This is a genomic window from Enterococcus sulfureus ATCC 49903 (genome assembly GCF_000407605.1).
GTDB classification, from domain to species: Bacteria; Bacillota; Bacilli; order Lactobacillales; family Enterococcaceae; genus Enterococcus_G; species Enterococcus_G sulfureus.
This window is the reverse complement of sequence record NZ_ASWO01000003.1, coordinates 232421-253634: the sequence shown is the minus strand read 5'-3', so window position 1 is coordinate 253634 and position 21214 is coordinate 232421. Positions and strand designations below refer to the sequence as shown.

The window sequence follows — 21214 nt, the reverse complement described above, 5'->3', positions numbered from 1 at the left end:
ATTACGAGTACATGGTTGTTAGAGCTAAATTCCGCATAAAATATGCGGAATAAATCTTACCAACGATAGTGTGCAAATGCACGGTTAGCATCAGCCATTTTGTGAGTGTCTTCGCGTTTTTTAACAGAAGCACCAGTGTTATTGGCAGCATCCATGATTTCTTTTGCTAGACGTTCTTCCATTGTGTGCTCTCCACGCAAACGAGCGTAGTTTACAACCCAACGAAGACCTAAAGTAGTACGACGTTCAGGGCGAACTTCAACTGGTACTTGATAGTTAGAACCCCCAACACGACGAGCTTTTACTTCTAATACAGGCATAATGTTTTTCATTGCTTGTTCGAAAACTTCCAATGGATCATTACCTGTAGATTCTTTGATAATATCAAATGAATTGTAGATGATATTTGCAGCAACTCCGCGTTTTCCGTCGATCATTACACGGTTGATTAAGCGAGTTACTAATTTTGAGTTATAAATAGGATCTGGTAAGACATCACGTTTTGCAACAGGACCTTTACGAGGCATCCGTAACTCCTCCTTCCGAAAAGTGGTTTTTTTATAGTATGTTTTGTTCTGTTTATCGTCTTAAAAGACTTAAGCTTTAGGACGTTTTGTTCCGTATTTAGAACGAGATTGTTTACGGTCAGTAACTCCAGCCGTATCTAACGCTCCACGAACGATATGGTAACGTACTCCAGGTAAATCTTTTACACGTCCACCACGTAGTAAAACCACGCTATGTTCTTGTAAGTTATGGCCAATACCTGGGATATAAGCAGTAACTTCGATTAAGTTAGATAAACGAACACGTGCATATTTACGTAAAGCCGAGTTCGGTTTTTTAGGAGTCATAGTTCCCACACGTGTAGCTACCCCACGTTTTTGAGGTGAACTCACATTTGTTTGAGTTTTTTTGAAGCTGTTGTATCCTTTATTAAGTGCAGGTGAATTTGATTTTTCAACCTTAGATTTACGAGGTTTACGTACTAATTGATTAATTGTAGGCATCCCTTGTCATCCTCCTTCCTGATTCTCTGATATAGACCCACACATCCAGGTGGTTCTTTTTTTTAGATAAAAAATAATGCAAACGACAGTTGCCTTGCATGAAAGTGTACTTTCACAGTCAGCACGTCTCAAAATGAGACCTGTATTTAAAGCACCTCTAATAGATTAACATGCATTTTCAAAGCTGTCAATAAATCTTGTAGAGTTTTTTTCATTTTTTTCGAATAAAATTTTTTCTCATCTTTTCGGTCTAGACTGTCTATTTTTGATCTTTCTTACTATAATAGAAGTAACAAATCTAAACATAAAGGTGATGGACATGAATTTAAAACAGCTCGTAGGAATTGAAGCAGCCTCTTATATTACAGACGGGATGATCGTAGGATTAGGAACCGGTTCAACTGCGTACTATTTTATTGAAGAACTTGGCCGACGCGTACGTGACGAACACTTGCAGATTACCGGTGTTCCCACTTCTTTTGCTTCTAAACAGCAAGCCATCGATTGTCAGATCCCAGTTGCCACGATCGATGAAGTCCCTTACGTGGATGTTGTAGTCGACGGCGCGGATGAAGTATCTGCAGAGTTTCATGGAATCAAAGGTGGCGGCGCAGCTTTACTATTTGAAAAAATCGTCGCGTCAAATTCCAAACAAGTCATTTGGATCGTAGATGAATCAAAATTAGTCGAACATTTAGGAAACTTCCCCCTCCCTATCGAAGTCATTCCGTACGGAGAAGAACAATTGTTTAGCTATTTTGAAAGCCAAGAGTACCATCCAACGTTTCGTTTAGATCAAGACGGCGAAAAATTAGTGACCGATTGTAAACACCATATTATCGATCTTCACTTAGAAGAAATCCGAGCGCCGCATGCACTTGCGGATGAATTGGATCATTTAGTTGGTGTTGTGGAGCATGGTTTATTTCTAGATATGGCGCATACGATCATCGTGGGTGCTGCAGACGGTGTGAAAACGATCCACGTACCAAGCAAAACAGATACCTTATAGATTTTCGTGGAAAAACTATGTAAAAAAGTGTACAATAAACACGGAATGAAAAATTTCGGAAAACCACACAAAAGGAGAGTTTTTTTATGCCAAAATTAGTTTTTTCTCGTCATGGATTAAGCGAATGGAACAAATTAAACCAATTCACTGGTTGGGCGGATGTTGATTTAGCCCCTGAAGGTGTTGAAGAAGCCAAAGAAGGCGGACGTAAAATCAAAGAAGCAGGGATCGAATTTGACGTTGCCTACACTTCTGTTTTAACACGTGCCATCAAAACTTGTAACTACATTTTAGAATACTCTGATCAATTATGGGTACCTCAAACAAAATCTTGGCGCTTAAACGAACGTCATTATGGTAAATTACAAGGATTAAACAAGCAAGAAACTGCTGAAAAATACGGAGATGACCAAGTGCACATTTGGCGTCGTTCATACGATGTATTGCCTCCATTAATGGAAGCAACTGATGAAGGTTCTGCAGCAAACGACCGTCGTTACGCTGACCTAGACCCTCGCGACGTACCTGGAGGAGAAAACTTAAAAGTAACTCTAGAACGTGCTTTACCTTTCTGGCAAGATGAAATCGCGCCTGCTTTATTAGACGGTAAAACTGTTTTAGTAGCAGCTCACGGTAACTCTTTACGTGCATTAGCAAAACACATCGAACAAATCTCTGATGAAGATATCATGGATCTAGAAATCCCTACTGGTCAACCTTTAGTTTACGAATTAAACGATGACTTATCAGTAGCGAAAAAATACTACTTATAATTAAAAAGAGGCTGTCAAAGAAGTGGGCAGCTCCAAAAAATAAGCCGTATCATTCCGATAATAGGTTCACCTATTTCGGTAATGACTCGGCTTATTTTTGACGGAGCTACTTCTGAAACGCCGTCTTTTTATTAAGGGGGTGTGACAAATTTCTATCACACCCTCTTTTTTTATTTAGATAAAGCTTGAAGGTGTCATACATGCTTCATAAATTGCGACAACATCTTCTTTTTTTAATGGTTGGAAACCAATAGTATCGATTTTGCTGTGCGCAACAGCTTGAGCAGCCATTTCTTCAAAAGCAGAATCATCTTCGATCCCTACTTCTGGTAATGTCATTGGGATACCACATGCTACAAAGTAATCGTATAATTTTTGGATTCCCATACGTGCTGCCATTTCTGGAACACTTTCTTGAACGTGGAAAACTTCACGTGCAAAACGAGCTAATTTATCCACTGTTTCATCGTTTAATACGTGTTCCATCCAACGTGGCGTTAAGATCGCAAGTCCAATACCATGAGTGATATCGTAAAAGGCACTTAATTCATGTTCCATTGGGTGAGTTGACCAAGTCCCTGCTTTACCGCTACCTGTTAAGCCATTTAATGCTAAACTACTTGCCCACATTAAGTTAGCACGTGCATCGTAGTTTTCTGGATCTTTTAACGCGATCGGTGCATTTTGGATCACTGTACGCATCAAACCTTCCGCTACACCATCTTGTACATCAGTTCCTGGCGTTAAGTCAAAATAATTTTCCATTAAGTGACTGAAGATATCTGCAGAACCAGCAGCTGTTTGATATTCACTTACAGTAAACGTCAACGTTGGATCTAAGAATGAAGCTTTTGGTAAGAAGCTTGGTCCACCAAAGCCTAATTTTTGTTTTGTTTTTAAGTTTGTGATTACTGAACCACGGTTCATTTCACTACCTGTAGCAGCTAAAGTCAAAATCGTTACTAATGGTACAGCATCGCCCATATAGCCACGTTTTTCTACCATTTCCCAAAGATCGCCTTCATAAAATGCGCCTCCAGCGATTGCTTTACTACAGTCAATAACAGAACCACCACCGACAGCTAAAATCACATCGATATCTTCTGCTTTACAAATTTCAGCACCTTGTTCTACTGTTTCAATACGTGGATTTGGATCAACACCTGAAACTTCAAAGACTTCGTTGCCGTTTTCTTTCATTAGGTCCATGATTTTACCATATAGGCCGCTGCGTTTAATGCTGCCTCCGCCATATACTAATAAAACGCGTTTTCCAAATTGATTTAAAACTTCAGGTAGTTCGCCTAAACGATCTTTCCCAAAACGAATATCTGTGCTTACATTAAATGTAAAATTTTCCATCTATGTTCATCCTCTCTATCTAATACATGGTCTACAATACTAAAAAATAAGCAGGTATACCACTAATTTGGCTTGTATACCTGCTTTTTTTCTTATGCGATTGCTGTTTCTAAGCCAATTTTAATCATGTCATTAAAGGTTGTTTGACGCTCTGCAGCGCTCGTTTCTTCACCAGTTACGATATGATCGCTCACGGTACAGATCGCTAACGTTTGTACGCCAAACTTTGCGCCTAGATAATAAAGGATCGCCGCTTCCATTTCTACACCCATTACATTATAATCAGCTAAACGTAACGTTGACGCCATATCATCTTTATAGAAGGTATCTTCTGATAAGATATTTCCGACATGTGTCGTTACACCATCTTTTGTTGCTAATTCATAAGCTGTTTTTAATAACTGAAAATCAGCGATCGGTGCAAAGTGGAATTCACCAAAATGTTTTTGAACCATTGAAGAACTCGTTACAGCTCCTTGAGCGATGATCAAATCACGCACGTGAACATCTTCTGAAATCGCGCCACATGTCCCCACACGAATCAGTTTTTTCACACCATAAGATTGGATCAACTCTTGCATGTAGATCCCTGCTGAAGGCATGCCCATACCAGTTCCTTGTACAGAAATGCGCTCTCCTTTATATGTTCCTGTAAATCCTAACATGCCACGAACGTTATTGTAGCAAACGACATCTTCTAAAAAGGTTTCAGCAATATATTTGGCACGTAGCGGATCACCAGGAAGTAAAATTTTATCTGCGATTTCGCCTTCTTTGGCTTCAATGTGTACACTCATGTAATTCTCTCCTTTATAACGCAGCTAGCGTATCTTTGATCAATGATTTAAACTCTTGTTTGACACGTTCTGTCGTTTCCACAACTTCTTCATGATTCAACTCTTTTTGCATCCCTGCTGCTAAGTTGGTAATACAAGATACACCCAATACACGTAAGCCACTGTGAACAGCTACGATAACTTCAGGAACGGTCGACATCCCAACAGCATCGGCTCCGATCGTACGGGCAAAGCGGATCTCAGCTGGTGTTTCATATGTTGGACCAGTGAATCCCATGTAGACGCCTTCTTTTAGATGCAAACCACTTTTCTCACCGATTTCTTTGGCTACTTTACGGTATTCAGGGTCAAAAGCTTGACTCATGTCTGGGAAGCGTGGACCCATGTCATCGATATTTTTTCCAATTAAAGGATTGGTGCCCATAAAGTTGATTTGATCAGTGATCAACATCAAATCTCCTGGTGTGAAGCTTTCATTGACTCCACCACAAGCATTCGTTACGATCAATGAATGTGCTTTTAATGCAGCCATCACACGTACCGGATAGGTTACAACGTCCATTGAATGACCTTCATAAAAATGGAAGCGTCCTTGCATCGCTAAGACTTTTTTACCTGCTAATTCACCATAAACCAATTGTCCAGCATGTCCTACGACTGTTGAAACTGGAAAATGTGGGATATCCCCATAAGGAATCACGATCGCATCAGTGATCTCATCAGCCAACTCACCTAATCCTGAACCTAAGATCAAACCAAAATCAATTTCTTTAACTCCTGCTTCTTTGATAAAAGTCGTGGTTTCTGTTAAACGTTCGTTAAATGTTGTCATCTCTACACTCCTAGTTTAATTGATTTAAGAAACTTTCGCCGTTTTCTGTTGCCGGAACACCAAAGTTTTCGGCAATCGTAGCAGAAATATCGGCATAATGACCTTGAGATAATTTCCCTTGTCCTTGTAATTTTTTACTAAATACAAGTAATGGTACATATTCTCTAGTGTGATCTGTTCCTGGGAACGTTGGATCATTTCCGTGATCGGCAGTGATCATCAATAGATCATCTTCTTGCATGGCCTCGATGATTTCTGGGATTCGCGCATCAAAGTCTTCGATCGCTTTTGCGTACCCTTGTACATCGCGACGATGACCAAACAACGCGTCAAAGTCTACTAAATTTGTAAAGCTTAGTCCTTCAAAGTCTTGTTCCATCACTTTAAGCAATTGATCGACTCCATCCATGTTGCTCTTTGTACGGACGTAATCCGTAATCCCTTGACCATTAAAGATATCATTGATTTTTCCAACAGCGATCACATCTTTACCATTGTCTTTTAATGAATCCAACACGGTATGACCAAATGGATCTAATGCATAGTCATGACGATTAGCAGTACGGGTAAAGTTACCTGGTTCACCCACATAAGGACGTGCGATGATACGACCGATCATATAAGGATCATCTTTTGTGATCTCACGTACGTATTCACAAATACGATACAACTCTTCTAATGGAATAATGTCTTCATGCGCGGCGATCTGTAACACCGGATCAGCTGAAGTATAGACGATCAAATCCCCTGTTTCCATTTGTCCTGGACCATAATCATCAATGACTTTTGTTCCAGAATATGGCAAGTTACACACGACTTTACGACCTGAGAACTCTTCGATTTTTTTCAATAATTCATCTGGGAATCCATCTGGAAAAACGCGGAAAGGCGTTTTAATATTTAAGCCCATGATCTCCCAGTGACCAGTCATCGTATCTTTTCCTACTGAGATCTCTTCTAATTTTGTAGCATAACCTTTATGATCAGCAACATCTTCGACACCATCTAAAGGTTTAATCGTACCTAATCCTAATTGTTCAAGATGAGGGATCGTTAATCCAGCTTCTTTGGCGATATGACCCAATGTATCTGAGCCCACATCGTTAAATTTATCCGCATCCGGAGCTTCACCAATTCCCACTGAATCCATGACGATCAAATGTACACGTTTAAACATATTATCCCTGCTTTCTTTTAATTATGATGCTTTATAAAAAAGGGGCAAGACAAAGTTGACTTCTCTCCTTCCTCTCACCCCTTTTAGATACCTTATTTAGATTTAATATAGTTACGACCATTCGCTTTTGGCCCTGAAGCTTTTCCAAGGAAAATCACTAGAACAATAATTGTTAATACGTATGGTGTAATTTGTAAGTACACATCTGGAATCGAATTGATGACTGGAATATTGCGTCCAGCGATACTCAAGTTTTGTGCGAAACCAAAGAAGATCGCAGCTCCCATTGCACCAAGTGGATTCCATTTACCAAAGATCAAGGCAGCTAATGAAATGAAACCTTGTCCTGAGATCGTTGTTACCGCAAAACGTCCTGAGATCGATTGAGCGAACAATGCTCCACCCATACCACCTAAAAATCCTGATAGCAATACACCTGAGTAACGCATCGCATATACGTTAATCCCTAAAGTGTCTGCCGCTTGTGGATGTTCACCCACAGAACGCAAGCGTAATCCAAATTTTGTTTTAAAGATAATAAACCAACCCAATACTGCTACTAAAATCGCAAAGTATGCAGGTAACGTCGTATTGGTGAAAAAGATTTTTCCGATTACCGGGATATCACTTAACACTGGGAACGTATAATATCCAAAGATTTGTGTAATATTATCCGTTTGCCCCTTACTATAGATTACTTTAACTAAAAAGACTGCTAAAGCTGGAGCCATCAAGTTCAATACAGTACCACTAATGATATGATCAGCACGGAAATTGATGGTCGCTACCGCATGTAACACTGAGAAAATCATTCCGACAAGTCCACCGCATAACATGGCTAACCACGGTGTCCAACTACCAAATTGATCCGCAAACGTTAAGTTAAAGACAATTGAGCTAAACGCACCCATTACCATAATTCCTTCAAGTCCTACGTTTACGATCCCGCTACGCTCTGAAAAGATTCCGCCCAATGCTGTTAAGATCAGCGGTGCGGCATAAATCAATGTCTGGGTTACAATTGATGCAATCTCATTGATACTCATCAGATCGTACCCCCTTCCTGTGATTCATCGTCTGGTTTGGTTTCAATTTCATTTACAACAACCACTTCTTTTTTACCTTGGAAGAATTTTGCTAAAACAAAACGGATTACATAGCTAATTCCGATAAAGAAGATAATGATCGCAATATCTACATCGACTAATTCTGATGGAATACCGGCAAATTGCATTCCTTGTCCACCAAGTTTTAAGATACTAAATAAAATAGCAGCTAAGAAAATCCCGATCGAACTACCGCCACCTAATAACGATACGGCCATTCCATCAAATCCAATACTTAATGATGATCCTTGAACAAAGAAGTTGTTGAATGTTCCAAGACCTTGAACCACTCCACCAAATCCTGCAAGTGCTCCTGAGATCACCATCGAAATAATAATCGTACGTTTACTGCTCATTCCTGCATATTCTGAAGCAAATGGATTCAACCCTACTGAACGGATTTCAAATCCTAATGTCGTTTTCTTCATTAAGAACCAAATCAATACTAGAAATAGGATAGCAAAGAAGATTCCTAAGTTTAGACGTGAACCATTAGTTAAATTAGATAAAAAACTTGTTTGCAAAGAGGCGCTACTTGAAATCGTCTTTGTTACCCCTTTAGTCGAGATAATATCTGGGCTCATCACGTTGTTTACGATATGTGTACTAACGTATAATAAAATATAGTTCATCATAATGGTTACGATTACTTCACTCGTGCCAAAGAATGCACGTAAGATCCCTGGAATCGCTGCAGCAATTGCTCCTGCTACCACCCCTGCGATTACCGCTGCTGGTAATACGACGATTGCTGATGCTTCTGGCATCGATAACGCTACCCAAATACTAGCAACCCATCCACAAAGCGCTTGGCCTGAAAGCCCGATATTGAAGAATCCAGCTGAGTTAGCTACGGCAAACCCAAGACCTGTAAAAATCAACGGCGCTGCGGTTACAAATACTTCTCCGATATTTCTGGCATTGATCCCACCAGACTGCATATCTACAAATACAGTTCGAAACATTGTTTGGTATCCAGTCACTGGATTATACCCAAAGATCAACATGATCAAGCCACCTAGAAGGAATCCCAAGATAACCGCAATGATCGGAACCGACAGATTTCTAATTTTTTCTGCTCGATTATTCAACAGTCTCACCTACCTCAGCTAGCTCTTTTCTGGCTTCTTCTAATGAATATCCTGCCATCAACAACCCTAATTCTTTTTCTGATGTTTCTTTTGGATCAACGATACCCACGATTTTACCAGCGTGGATCACGGCGATTCGATCCGAAACATTTAAGATCTCTTCTAGTTCAAAACTAACAAGTAAAACAGCTTTCATCTTATCACGTTGCTCGATCAAACGTTTGTGGATAAACTCGATTGCCCCTACGTCTAATCCACGTGTCGGATTGGCTACGATCAATAGATCAGGATTACGATCGACCTCACGTGCGATAATGGCTTTTTGTTGGTTCCCACCAGATAATGCACTGGCTGGGACAAGTTCACTTACTGTTCGCACGTCGAATTCTTGGATCAAATCACGCGCGTGTTCGTTGATCTCACCATAATTTAGCACACCCATTTTACTGTAAGGTTCTTGATAGTAAGTTTGGATCCCGATATTTTCGGCTAAAGACATCTCTAAAACCAAACCATATTTGTGGCGGTCTTCAGGGACGTTACCGACACCAGCTTCTGTAATTTTACGCGGAGATAAATTAGTAAGCGATTCTCCATTTAATTTGATCTCGCCACTTTCGACTTTGCGTAATCCAGTCAAAGCTTGAAGTAATTCAGATTGACCGTTACCATCGATTCCGGCGATCCCTAATACTTCTCCTGCACGAACTTCTAAACTTAAGTCTTTAACTGCTTCTAGTCCACGATTTTCTTTAACGACAAGATTTTCGACACTCAAAACAACTTCTTGTGGTCTTGCTTCTTTTTTCGCTGTTTTAAACGATACCGCACGTCCAACCATCATATCTGCTAGCTGTTGTGAGGTTACGTCTTTTACATCAACAGTTCCGATACTCTTACCACGACGGATAACTGAACAACGATCAGCTACTGCTTTGATCTCGTCTAATTTATGCGTAATGATAATAATCGATTTGCCTTCTTTAACTAATTCTTTCATGATCGCAATCAATTCTTCGATTTCTTGTGGTGTTAATACAGCAGTTGGTTCATCAAAGATCAACACATCGGCACCACGATACAATGTTTTTAAAATCTCAACCCGTTGTTGCATTCCGACTGAAATATCGCGAACTAACGCATCAGGATCAACAGAAAGACCATATTGTTTTGAAACTTGTTCGATTTCAGCACGTGCATCTTTTTTGTTTAACATACCAAAATGCGTTTTTTCACTACCTAAAATAATGTTTTCTGTTACTGTAAAAGCATCCACTAACATAAAATGCTGATACACCATCCCAATACCTAAGCGATTGGCTACTGTCGGACTTGAAATGTTCACTTCTTTTCCATTCAATAAAATTTCGCCTGAGGTTGGTTCCAAAATACCAGACAACATGTTCATCAGCGTCGATTTACCCGCACCATTTTCACCTAATAATGCGTGGATCTCTCCTTTTCGTAGCTGCAGATTAATGTCATCATTGGCTTTAAAGGTACCAAATTGCTTCGTAATGTGACGCATCTCAATGACATAATTTTGCTCTTGGGCCACTTTATTCACATCCTTACTTATTTTCTGCGGTTATTTGTGTCAACTAAAGGAAGGATTTCCTTACCAAAAGAGAAGACACGCTTCTCCTTTCGTAAAAAAACCAAGAACAGAGGCGATCTGATTCGCCTGACCACCTCTGAATGTTGAATTATTTTTCTGGAGCTTCTGGGATAGTGATTTTGCCATCGATGATTTCTTGTTTCGCTTCATCGATTGCTTTTTTCGCTGCATCTGATAAGTAACCATCAGTGATGCTTACACCACCGTCTTTAAGACCATATTCTAAGTGTTGTCCACCAGGGAATTTGTCATCTAAAGCACGAGTTGAAATATCTTCTACAGCAGCACCTACACCTTTAAGTGTTGATGTTAATGTAAAGTTAGCTTCTTTACCGTCTTTTGTTTTGAATTTACCTTCGTCTTGTTGATCGCTATCCACACCGATAACCCAAACTTGTTTTGTTGCAAGTTCTGATTCAGTTAATTGCTCATCGATTGCTTTCGCTTCTTGGAACACACCAGCACCAGTACCACCTGAAGCATGGTAAATGATGTCTGCGTTATTTTGATACATTGAAGCTGCTAATGCTTTTCCTTTAGCAGGGTCACCAAATGATCCAGCGTATTGTACGTCAACAGTTACTTCTTTACCTAATTTTTTCGCAGTATCTTCAACACCTTTTTCAAAACCAGCTTGGAAACGGTCGATTACGGCACCTTCTTCACCACCGATAAAACCAACTTTATTTGTTGTTGTTGTTTCAGCTGCTGCAACACCTGCTAAGTAAGCTGCTTCGTTATCTTTAAATGTGGCAGAAACCACGTTGTCTGCTTCTACAACGTCATCGATGATCGCAAAGTTAACATTTGCATTTTGTGCTGCTGCTTCTTTAATAGAAGGAGCTAATAAGTAACCAATACCAAAAATTGTTTTAAAGCCATTTTGTACAGCACTGTTTACGTTTGTTGTATACTGAGAAGCATCGTTTGATTGGATATAATCATAGCCTCCAGTACCTTTTTTCATATCGTGTTTTTTACCCCATTCTTGCAAGCCTTCCCAAGCAGATTGGTTAAACGAACGGTCATCTACCCCACCGATATCTGTTACTAACGCTACGCTGTGGTTATCTGTCTTGCTACTATCTTTTGATGAATCATCGCTTTTACTTCCACATGCTGCTAATAGTAGAGTACTTGAAAGTGCGACTACACCTAAACCAAATAATTTTGCTTTTTTCATTGCTGTAAAGCCCCCTATAAATAGTTTTTTTATTTTCACAAGTCGAAAACGACCGAATGAACATGGATTAAAAATTATACATTTAAATCTTTATCGGTAAAAAAGTATGGTAACAATTCTTCTACAGTCATTTCTTTTTTGACCCCATCATCGCCAATTAACGTAACTGGCATATCTGGTGCACAAAATTCAGAAATCACTTGGCGACATGCACCACATGGAGAAATCGGTTCTGGTGTATGTCCTGCAACGACCAAATGTTGAAATTCGCGTTCGCCTTCTGATACTGCTTTAAATATAGCGGTACGTTCCGCGCAATTTGTTAGCCCAAACGAAGCATTTTCAATATTTAACCCTTGATAGATGTGACCGTCTTTTGTTACTAAACACGCACCAACTGGAAAATGTGAATACGGTACATATGCTTTATCCAATGCCTCGATGGCAACATCGATCCATTCTTGTTTTGCTGTTGACATATATGTCACTCCTTTAGTAGCCAACTCCAGTTTGACCAGAGATAATAGCAATACTTGCACTAGTTCCTAGACGAGTTGCGCCTGCTTCAACTAACGCTAAAGCGTCTGCTTCGCTATGAATCCCACCTGAAGCTTTCACACCCATTTCAGGACCAACTGTCGTGCGCATCAAACGAACATGATCCACTTTTGCACCACCTGTTGAGAATCCGGTTGAAGTTTTAACAAAATCTGCTCCCGCTTTTTTCGCTAACTCACAAGCTGTTACGATTTCTTCATCTGTTAATAATGCTGTTTCGATGATTACTTTCACTAATGCGCGATCTTTAGCGGTATCTACTACTGCACGGATATCACGTTCTACAAGTTCTAGCATTCCGCTTTTTAAAGCACCGATATTAATTACCATATCGACTTCATCTGCACCATTTTGGATCGCATCGTTTGTTTCAAATGCTTTCGTTTCTGGTGTATTGGCTCCTAAAGGAAATCCAATTACGGTACATACTGCTACAGGTTCATTTTTTAATTGTTCTGCTGCAAAGGCTACCCAAGTTGGATTTACACAAACTGAGTAGAAACGATGTTTTTTCGCTTCATCAATAATTCGTTGTACCACTTCTTTAGTGGCATCTGCTTTTAAAATGGTGTGGTCGATCATACGATTTAGTTCCATAATTACTTGCTCCTCATTTCTGCTTGTTATTCCGTAATAATTTCGTGGATCAACGGAGGCTCTTCTCCCGTCTCACCGATCGTAATATTTGCTTGGATCAATTCGATTACTTCTTCAACGTCTTCTGTATTGCTAAAGATCGTTAGCAATACGTCTCCTTCTGAAACAGATTCGCCTACTTTTTTGTGAAGCTTCAATCCTACTGCATGGTCGATTTCGTCTTCTTTTGTTTTACGTCCAGCACCTAACATCATTGCTGCGATTCCTAACTCATTCGCGACCATTTGTTGGATCACACCACTTTTTTTCGCAGGAACTGCAATTTCATAACGTGCTGTCAGTAATTTTTCCGGTTCATCCACAATACTTGCGTCTCCACCTTGGTTGTGGATCATTTCTTTGAATTTTTCTAAGGCACGTCCACTTTCTAAAGCTTCTTTCAACAATTCACGAGCTTCTTCTAACGTGTCCGCTTTTTTAGCTAACACCACCATTTGACTACCTAGTGCATAGCACATTTCAGTCAAATCTTCTGGTCCGTTTCCTTGCAATGTTTCGATCGCTTCAACGACTTCTAAACTATTTCCGATCGCTTCACCTAATGGTTGCGACATATCTGAAATAACAGCCATCGTTTGGCGATTGGCTAACGCTCCGATTCGAACCATCGTATGTGCTAAGCGACGTGCATCGTCTAGATTTTTCATAAAAGCACCATCACCGGTCGTCACGTCTAAAACGATTGCATCAGCACCAGCTGCGATTTTTTTGCTCATAATTGAACTTGCAATCAAAGGGATCGAATCCACTGTCGCAGTCACATCACGCAAGGCATATAATTTTTTATCTGCCGGAGCTAAATCTCCTGATTGACCGATTACAGCGACTTTACTTTCATTTACCAAATCGACAAATTGTGATTCAGATACTTCGATTTTAAATCCAGGAATCGCTTCTAATTTATCTAAGGTACCTCCTGTGTAACCAAGACCACGACCAGACATTTTCGCAACCGGTACGTCCACACTTGCGACAAGTGGAGCTAAGATCAATGTCGTTGTATCGCCAACACCACCAGTAGAATGTTTATCTACTTTAATGCCCTCGATCGAAGTCAAATCCATTACTTCTCCTGAATGAGCCATTGCTAATGTCAAATGGGTGATTTCTTCATCCGTCATATCTTTAAAAAAGATCGCCATAAGAAGTGCACTCATTTGATAGTCAGGAATTTGATTGTTCGTGTATTCCGAAATAATAAATTCAATTTCTTGTTTCGATAAACTTTGTCCTTCACGTTTCTTCTCGATTAAATCGACCATGCGCATAGATAAGAACCTCGCTTCCTTAACTTAGCTTTATTATACATTAAAATCATCACTAGTAAACCACTTTAGTAAAACAGTTTACTAAAAACAACAAATATATTGAAAGCCTTTACATTGTTGATTATACAAGGCGATCAACCATTTGTCAATGGTCTTACGCTCTCACGAATAATTAATTTTGTATCAAAAATTTTATTTGGCACTCGATGCTTAGGAAATTCGATCGCGTCCACTAAAAACTTCGCTGCGGTAAAGCCAATGTCAAAAGTTGGTTGCGCTACCGTAGTTAGTGGCGGGCTCATATACTCCGTAAATTGAATTCCGTCAAAACCTATCACTGAGATGTCATCTGGTACTTTTCGTCCGGATTCGTGGATCGCCTTATAACAGCCCATTGCCATCAGATCATTCCCACAAAAAATCGCTGTGATCTCTTTACGGTACAACAATTCTTTTGCTGCTAAATAACCACCTAAGATCGTCAGTTCATTGCTTACGACATATTGTTTACGAAATGGAATATCTGCATCTTTTAAAGCTAAGCGATAGCCATTGAATCGTTCTTCCAATTGATAATAACCTGTATTTTCTTTTAAAATCCCGATATGACGATGCCCTTGTTGGATCAAATGTTTTACAGCTAAATAAGATCCCTCATATTCTTTGATGATCAAGCGCCCTGAATCACGTTGATTGATGCCGCGATCAATCAAAATCATCGGTGTTCGTTTGGCAAATGCACTGTTTAAATTATATTCTTCAGGCAGCATATGGGGGGTAGCAAGTAAGATTCCGTCCACAGCACGATGCGCTAAATCATCTAGACATTTCAATTCTTTTTGCAAACTTTGTCTAGAATTACACAAAATCAACATGTAGCCTAATGGGTTGATATATTGCTCGACCCCTTCAACAATCTTTGAAAAAAAAGAATCCGTTACATCAGGTACGATCATCCCAATCGTTTTTGAATGTCGTTTGATTAGATTCGATGCAAAAAAATCTGGCCGATAATGATATTCATCGACGATTGACAATACTTTGCGTCTCGTCTCTTCACTAAAGCGACTTCCCTTATTATTTAAAATTTGTGATACAGTCGTGACCGAAACTCCTGCAAGTTCCGCAATTTGACGAATCGTTAACTTCACAACGAGCCCCCCTTTAGTTTTTTCTTCAGTTTACCAAATTTAGTAAACGCTTTCTAGTAGTAAACGAAAAACAGGATCGCATCTTTGCGGTCCTGTACTTCTTATACTTTTGTACTTTGGATAATGAAATATCCTTTGTCTTTAGCGATGATCTCAGCATTGCCAAAGACTTCTTCCATCCGTTTTTTCGCACTCGGCGCTCCTTGTTTCTTTTGGATGACAACGGTTAAGGTTCCAGCAGCCTTTAATAAAGCATAGGCATCCGTTAAAATTTGGTGCACGACTTGTTTACCTGCACGGATCGGTGGATTACTGACGATCGCAGCATACTCTGTATCATTTAGCGTCTCATATAGATAAGAAGGATGGATATCGACCGTTGCGATCTGATTGTGTGCGGCATTTTTTTGCGCCAGTTCGACGGCACGCTCATTAATATCGACCATTTCAATGGTTCTGCTTGTTGTTTTAGCTAAGGCTAAGCCAATTGGTCCATAGCCACAGCCAACATCTAAGATTTTGCCTTCTGGTAAGTCTCGATCAGAAAAGGCATCGATCAAGACGCGGGAGCCAAAATCGATCGTTGATTTTGAAAACACGCCGCTGTCTGTTAGAAAACGAAAGGTGTGTCCTTTTAATTCAAATGTAAATTCCGAATAGTTGTGGTCTAGATCCGGATTTTTGGTGTAATAGTGATTGCTCATCTTCGTACTCCTTTAAGTCTTTGTCCTAATCATACTAAATTTTACTTACTTGTAAACTCCTAACTAAAAAATAACCCCACTTCTGCGAATTTAAGAAATTTTATGGTACACTACTTGAGACTAAACAAAGGAGCTTTCTCATGAAGGAAATGACCAATTATTATCAAATCCCTCGCTCTGAGTGGCAAGGATTTTATCGCAAAGGACACACCCCTTTGACCCAAGAAGAATTAGATAGCATCAAAAGTTTGAATGACCGCATCTCGATGCAAGATGTAGAAGATATCTACATCCCACTTTGTCATTTGATCCATTTATACATGAAAGAATTTGAATCGCTTACCTTGAGTAAAGGGCTCTTTTTACATCGCTATGAAAAAATGCCTCCTTTTATTATCGGGATCGCTGGTAGTGTGGCCGTCGGGAAAAGTACGACAGCTCGAGTTTTACAAACCCTACTCGACCGTTTATTTTCAAGACGTAAAGTCCAATTGATCACCACAGACGGCTTTTTACATCCGAATAAAGTGTTAGAAGAACGCGGCATCATGAATCGCAAAGGATTTCCTGAAAGTTATGATATGCAAAAACTGATCCACTTTTTAGATGAAGTCAAATCAGGTAAACCCAATATCGAGATCCCGATGTATTCGCATAGTGTGTATGACATTATCGACGATGAAGTTGAGATTATTGATCGACCAGATATTTTGATCGTAGAAGGAATCAATACCTTACAACTTCCAGCTAATGAACAAATCTATGTCAGTGACTTCTTTGATTTCTCGATTTTTGTCGATGCTGATCCAGAATTGATCGAAAAATGGTATTTAGAACGATTTGAATCCTTACTCGATACTGCTTTTCAAGATCCATCGAATTACTACTACAATCTCGCTACTGGTAATCGTAAAGATGCGCTTAAAGTGGCGAAAAATGTTTGGAAAACGATCAATTTAGTCAACCTAACCGAATATATCTTACCGACACGCAGTCGAGCAGATATTATCTTGCATAAAACGTTGAAGCATACAATAGATGAAGTTCATCTAAGAAAATATTAATAAATCGTAAATAGCTTTTGCAAAATCCAGCTTCCTCCCTTATGATAGAGGATAAAATATTGTACTACAAAATTTGTTAAAGAATAGGGGTAATAATCGTGACGAACGTTGACAACATGCCAAACGTTGAAAAAATCATCGTATTGGACTACGGTAGCCAATACAATCAATTGATCACTCGCCGTATCCGTGAATTTGGTGTTTTTTCTGAATTACTAAGCCACCGCATCACAGCTGAAGAAGTAAAAGCTATGAATCCAAAAGGAATCATCCTTTCTGGTGGACCAAACTCCGTTTATGATGACGGTTCTTTTGGAATCGATGAAAAAATCTTTGATCTAGGCATTCCCGTATTAGGTATTTGTTATGGAATGCAGTTGATGACGCACCGTTTAGGCGGAAGTGTTGAACCTGCAAAAAACAAAGAATATGGTAAAGCTCAACTTGAAGTCACTGATGCAAAAGCAGCTCTTTTTGCAAGTACTCCACAAACACAAACGGTTTGGATGAGTCATGGTGATTTAGTGACAAAAGCTCCGACTGATTTTGAAGTTGTTGCAACAAGTAACGATTGCCCAATCGCGTCAATCGAAAATGCAGCGCGTAAAATGTATGGCGTTCAATTCCATCCAGAAGTACGTCATTCAGAATATGGAAACGACTTACTTCGTCACTTTGCATTAGACGTTTGTCAATGTAGCGCAGACTGGAGCATGGAAAACTTTATCGACATGCAAGTTAAAGCGATCCGTGAAAAAGTTGGCGACAAAAAAGTCCTACTTGGCCTATCTGGCGGAGTGGATTCAAGTGTTGTCGGTGTCTTATTACAAAAAGCGATCGGTGATCAATTAACCTCGATCTTCGTAGACCATGGTCTATTACGTAAAGGCGAAGCAGAACAAGTAATGGAAAGTTTAGGCGGAAAATTCGGCTTGAACATCATTAAAGTTGATGCTAAAGATCGTTTCTTAGATAAATTAGCTGGTGTTTCTGATCCAGAACAAAAACGTAAAATCATCGGAAACGAATTTGTTTATCTATTTGATGATGAAGCCACAAAACTTGCTGGCGAAGAAGGCGTTTCTTTCTTAGCACAAGGAACGCTTTACACAGACGTGATCGAATCCGGTACTGAAACAGCCCAAACGATCAAATCGCACCATAACGTAGGTGGTCTTCCTGAAGACATGCAATTTGAATTGATCGAACCATTAAATACCCTATTCAAAGACGAAGTTCGTGCATTAGGAACTGAACTTGGCATGCCAGATAGCATCGTATGGCGCCAACCATTCCCTGGACCAGGTCTAGGAATTCGTGTCTTAGGTGAATTAACAGAAGAAAAATTAGAGATCGTTCGCGAATCAGATGCGATCTTACGCGAAGAAATCGTCAATGCTGGTTTAGACCGTGACATCTGGCAATACTTCACTGTTTTACCAGGTATCCGCAGTGTCGGCGTAATGGGCGATGGCCGTACGTATGATTACACTGTCGGTATCCGTGCTGTAACGTCGATCGATGGGATGACAGCAGACTTTGCGCGTATCCCTTGGGATGTGTTACAAAAAATCTCAGTACGCATCGTAAACGAAGTCGCACACGTAAACCGCATCGTGTACGATATTACAAGTAAACCACCAGCAACAGTAGAGTGGGAATAAAAATATCTAGAACATAATTTCTGACTTATCAGATTTACAATAAACAAAAACAGTCTCTATCAAAAGTTTGATAGAGACTGTTTTTACTATTTCAACACGTACTTTTATAGCAGCAATCAAGATTATTTAACTCATTACAAAGCCTATTTAAACATAGAGTGTATCGACTACAGATTTTCGCTCTTTGATTAAAGGCAGTACATGATGTGGATCGTGAATTGGGATTTGTTTACGTTTTAAAAATAATAAAATCGAGTACAGCAATTGACGATCTTTGGTATCTGTAAAATAGTATCCAGTTAAATCTAATTTATATGTGTCTCCTTGCTTAGTCATTATCGCTAACTCAAAAGCTTCATTCATTATCGAAATATTACGAACAAAATATCCGTTAAAACCAACGCCTACGTTAGGATCTATGCGGAAAGCATTAGTTTCTAAGCTCAAATACTCAATTTCATCAAAAGAGATAAATTTCGTTTGTCGATTTATCAACTCTTTGATGGGCAACCATAATTCAGTCCAGAAATTCATCTTGTAAATGGGTACATCAATTCCTTTTTTCGTCAGAGTCCAATGTGTATAAAGTCGACTTTTTCTCAATGGGAATAGATACACAAATACAGAATATAGGAGAATTTGCATCAAAAGAGCGATAGCTAAATAAAAATAGTTCTCACTAAAATTTGTAAAAGCATTTAAGGCAATCAAAATCGCAATAAATGTAGGAGAAAGTAAAAACAGATATAAGAGTTTCCGATGTTGGATCACTCCGTACTCCAATGGAAAATGAAGATAAGCTTCACCTGTAATGAGTTCATCTAAAGAAATATCCAAAAGACCACTCAATGTCACCAAGTTATCGATACTAGGCAAGGTTTCTTCATTTTCCCATTTTGAAACAGATTGTCGAGTAATTGATAATTTTTTAGCTAGTTCTTCTTGAGTTAAATGATTTTTTTTCCGATAGATCGCAATATTTTTACCTATATGCATCATGATCACCTCATTTTCTATTTGTGTTTATTTTCTCATAACATGCTTAAAAAGTACCGCACTTATTACGTGCATGTTGATAGATAAGTCTTTTTTGATGGTTTACAGCGTAAATATTTTAAACGAAAAAATATAAATTATCGCGTTTTTTAATTAGCTTTTCTCATAGAATAAAATTGACTAGCATTAAAAAAACAAATCAAGAACGTAAGAGTTAACGAAATCCAACACTCAAGTGTATAATAACTTTACTATCTATAAGGAGCGAATACTATGAATGAAAAACAACTGCCTCAAATCGGATTTGGTACTTGGTTATTAACAGATTTTCCGACGCTTGAAAAAGCGATTGAAACGGCTCTACATACTGGATACCGTCACATCGATACGGCCCAAGTATACAATAACGAATACGATATTGGTGAGATTTTAGCTAAACAATCGATTTCTAGAGATGAACTATTCTTAACGACAAAAGTTGCTCCTCAAAACTATTTGAACTTTACAAGACAATCTGTTGAAGAATCTTTAACTAGACTTCAAACCGATTATTTAGACCTAGTCTTATTGCATGCTGAATTAAGTCCAGAGCTAAATCTAACTGCTTATCAAGAATTGATCAACTTGCAAAAAGAAGGAAAAATCAAGCATATCGGCGTATCGAACTTCTCTATAGCAGGGATTGAACACCTCGTACAAAAAACAGGTGTCAAACCTTACTGTAATCAAATCGTCTGTTCACCAACAACTAGACCGATCGAATTAGAAGACTATTGTCTTGACCATGACATTCTTTTAGTCGGATATTCGATCATTAAACCTTATTTTTCACCAAATCCTTTCTATCCAGAATCGGCGTTAAGCACTGAGGAAAAAGCGAAATTGGATGAAATGTGTGCCAAATATGACATTAATATCGGACAATTGTTAAACTACTGGGCGGTCAGTCATAACTATCATATTATTCCAAAATCAAGTAACCCTGCTCGCGTAGAGGAAAACTTTGCTTTAGATTTTAGTATTGATCGTGAAGATCTTGAAACGATCGATCAAATGAATCGTTTTACAGCGAAAGAATACCAAGAACAAGTCGCTTCATGGGAAGACAGAATCACTCCCGAAGCGTTAGAAACAGGCTTGTTGTATAAAAAACATTTTAAATAAAAATAACCTAGCTTCCTTTTTTAGGAG

21 protein-coding genes are annotated in these 21214 nt (G+C 39.1%); 5 read left to right on the top strand and 16 right to left on the bottom strand.

Annotated features, from left to right (window positions below; all coding sequences use genetic code 11):
* Positions 1 to 56 precede the first annotated feature (56 nt).
* Entirely contained in the window at positions 57 to 527 is a 471-nt protein-coding gene (rpsG, locus tag I573_RS05075; RefSeq protein WP_016186009.1) for a 30S ribosomal protein S7, read from the bottom strand.
* Between the two features lie 69 nt (positions 528 to 596).
* Positions 597 to 1010 (bottom strand): 30S ribosomal protein S12, encoded by a 414-nt coding sequence (gene rpsL / locus I573_RS05070; RefSeq protein ID WP_016186010.1) that lies wholly within the window; start codon positions 1008 to 1010, stop codon positions 597 to 599.
* 319 nt (positions 1011 to 1329) lie between these two features.
* Here rpsL and rpiA point away from each other — a divergent pair, with 319 nt between their 5' ends.
* Together rpiA and I573_RS05060 are read left to right on the top strand one after the other, a co-directional pair.
* A complete protein-coding gene (gene rpiA, locus I573_RS05065; protein ID WP_016186011.1) occupies positions 1330 to 2022 on the top strand; it encodes a ribose-5-phosphate isomerase RpiA in 693 nt (230 codons plus the stop codon).
* Between the two features lie 86 nt (positions 2023 to 2108).
* Entirely contained in the window at positions 2109 to 2795 is a 687-nt protein-coding gene (locus I573_RS05060; RefSeq protein WP_016186012.1) for a 2,3-diphosphoglycerate-dependent phosphoglycerate mutase, read from the top strand.
* A 174-nt stretch (positions 2796 to 2969) separates the two neighbouring features.
* Here the strand turns inward: I573_RS05060 and I573_RS05055 are convergent, their stop codons facing one another.
* From I573_RS05055 to I573_RS04995, 13 genes are all read right to left on the bottom strand, one after another.
* Entirely contained in the window at positions 2970 to 4157 is a 1188-nt protein-coding gene (locus tag I573_RS05055) for an iron-containing alcohol dehydrogenase (protein ID WP_016186013.1), read from the bottom strand.
* Between the two features lie 92 nt (positions 4158 to 4249).
* On the bottom strand, positions 4250 to 4954 hold the full coding sequence (gene deoD, locus I573_RS05050; RefSeq protein WP_016186014.1) for a purine-nucleoside phosphorylase: 705 nt from the start codon (positions 4952 to 4954) through the stop codon (positions 4250 to 4252).
* A 13-nt stretch (positions 4955 to 4967) separates the two neighbouring features.
* The gene (locus I573_RS05045; protein ID WP_016186015.1) at positions 4968 to 5786 is read right to left on the bottom strand and encodes a purine-nucleoside phosphorylase; all 819 of its coding nucleotides are present in this window, start codon (positions 5784 to 5786) and stop codon (positions 4968 to 4970) included.
* Positions 5787 to 5796: 10 nt separating this feature from the next.
* The gene (deoB, locus tag I573_RS05040; protein ID WP_016186016.1) at positions 5797 to 6963 is read right to left on the bottom strand and encodes a phosphopentomutase; all 1167 of its coding nucleotides are present in this window, start codon (positions 6961 to 6963) and stop codon (positions 5797 to 5799) included.
* 92 nt (positions 6964 to 7055) lie between these two features.
* Entirely contained in the window at positions 7056 to 8009 is a 954-nt protein-coding gene (locus tag I573_RS05035) for an ABC transporter permease (RefSeq protein WP_016186017.1), read from the bottom strand.
* Positions 8009 to 9160, bottom strand: coding sequence for an ABC transporter permease (locus I573_RS05030; RefSeq protein ID WP_035020569.1), 1152 nt, complete (start codon positions 9158 to 9160; stop codon positions 8009 to 8011). Before I573_RS05030 ends, I573_RS05035 begins: the two co-directional genes overlap by 1 nt.
* Positions 9153 to 10688 carry an ABC transporter ATP-binding protein gene (locus I573_RS05025; protein ID WP_155855538.1) on the bottom strand — a complete coding sequence of 512 codons (1536 nt, stop codon included), beginning with the start codon at positions 10686 to 10688 and terminating at the stop codon, positions 9153 to 9155. Before I573_RS05025 ends, I573_RS05030 begins: the two co-directional genes overlap by 8 nt.
* Before the next feature lie 178 nt (positions 10689 to 10866).
* Complete coding sequence (locus I573_RS05020) at positions 10867 to 11961, bottom strand: BMP family lipoprotein (protein WP_016186020.1); 1095 nt, start codon at positions 11959 to 11961, stop codon at positions 10867 to 10869.
* Between the two features lie 74 nt (positions 11962 to 12035).
* Positions 12036 to 12440 carry a cytidine deaminase gene (locus I573_RS05015; protein ID WP_016186021.1) on the bottom strand — a complete coding sequence of 135 codons (405 nt, stop codon included), beginning with the start codon at positions 12438 to 12440 and terminating at the stop codon, positions 12036 to 12038.
* A 13-nt stretch (positions 12441 to 12453) separates the two neighbouring features.
* Entirely contained in the window at positions 12454 to 13116 is a 663-nt protein-coding gene (gene deoC, locus I573_RS05010) for a deoxyribose-phosphate aldolase (protein ID WP_016186022.1), read from the bottom strand.
* Between the two features lie 26 nt (positions 13117 to 13142).
* Positions 13143 to 14444 carry a pyrimidine-nucleoside phosphorylase gene (locus tag I573_RS05005; protein WP_016186023.1) on the bottom strand — a complete coding sequence of 434 codons (1302 nt, stop codon included), beginning with the start codon at positions 14442 to 14444 and terminating at the stop codon, positions 13143 to 13145.
* Positions 14445 to 14578: 134 nt separating this feature from the next.
* Positions 14579 to 15595 (bottom strand): LacI family DNA-binding transcriptional regulator, encoded by a 1017-nt coding sequence (locus tag I573_RS05000; protein ID WP_016186024.1) that lies wholly within the window; start codon positions 15593 to 15595, stop codon positions 14579 to 14581.
* A gap of 101 nt (positions 15596 to 15696) precedes the next feature.
* Positions 15697 to 16299, bottom strand: a complete 603-nt coding sequence (locus I573_RS04995) for a class I SAM-dependent methyltransferase (RefSeq protein WP_016186025.1) — start codon at positions 16297 to 16299, stop codon at positions 15697 to 15699.
* 140 nt (positions 16300 to 16439) lie between these two features.
* On the opposite strand from I573_RS04995, the gene coaA reads away from it, so the two are divergent.
* On the top strand, positions 16440 to 17363 hold the full coding sequence (gene coaA / locus I573_RS04990; RefSeq protein WP_016186026.1) for a type I pantothenate kinase: 924 nt from the start codon (positions 16440 to 16442) through the stop codon (positions 17361 to 17363).
* A 98-nt stretch (positions 17364 to 17461) separates the two neighbouring features.
* Positions 17462 to 19027 carry a glutamine-hydrolyzing GMP synthase gene (guaA, locus tag I573_RS04985; protein WP_016186027.1) on the top strand — a complete coding sequence of 522 codons (1566 nt, stop codon included), beginning with the start codon at positions 17462 to 17464 and terminating at the stop codon, positions 19025 to 19027.
* 147 nt (positions 19028 to 19174) lie between these two features.
* On the opposite strand, the gene I573_RS04980 is transcribed toward guaA, so the two are convergent.
* Positions 19175 to 20026, bottom strand: a complete 852-nt coding sequence (locus I573_RS04980; protein ID WP_245555066.1) for a helix-turn-helix domain-containing protein — start codon at positions 20024 to 20026, stop codon at positions 19175 to 19177.
* A 270-nt stretch (positions 20027 to 20296) separates the two neighbouring features.
* Between I573_RS04980 and I573_RS04975 the strand changes: the two genes are divergently transcribed.
* A complete protein-coding gene (locus I573_RS04975) occupies positions 20297 to 21187 on the top strand; it encodes an aldo/keto reductase family protein (RefSeq protein ID WP_016186029.1) in 891 nt (296 codons plus the stop codon).
* Positions 21188 to 21214 lie beyond the last annotated feature (27 nt).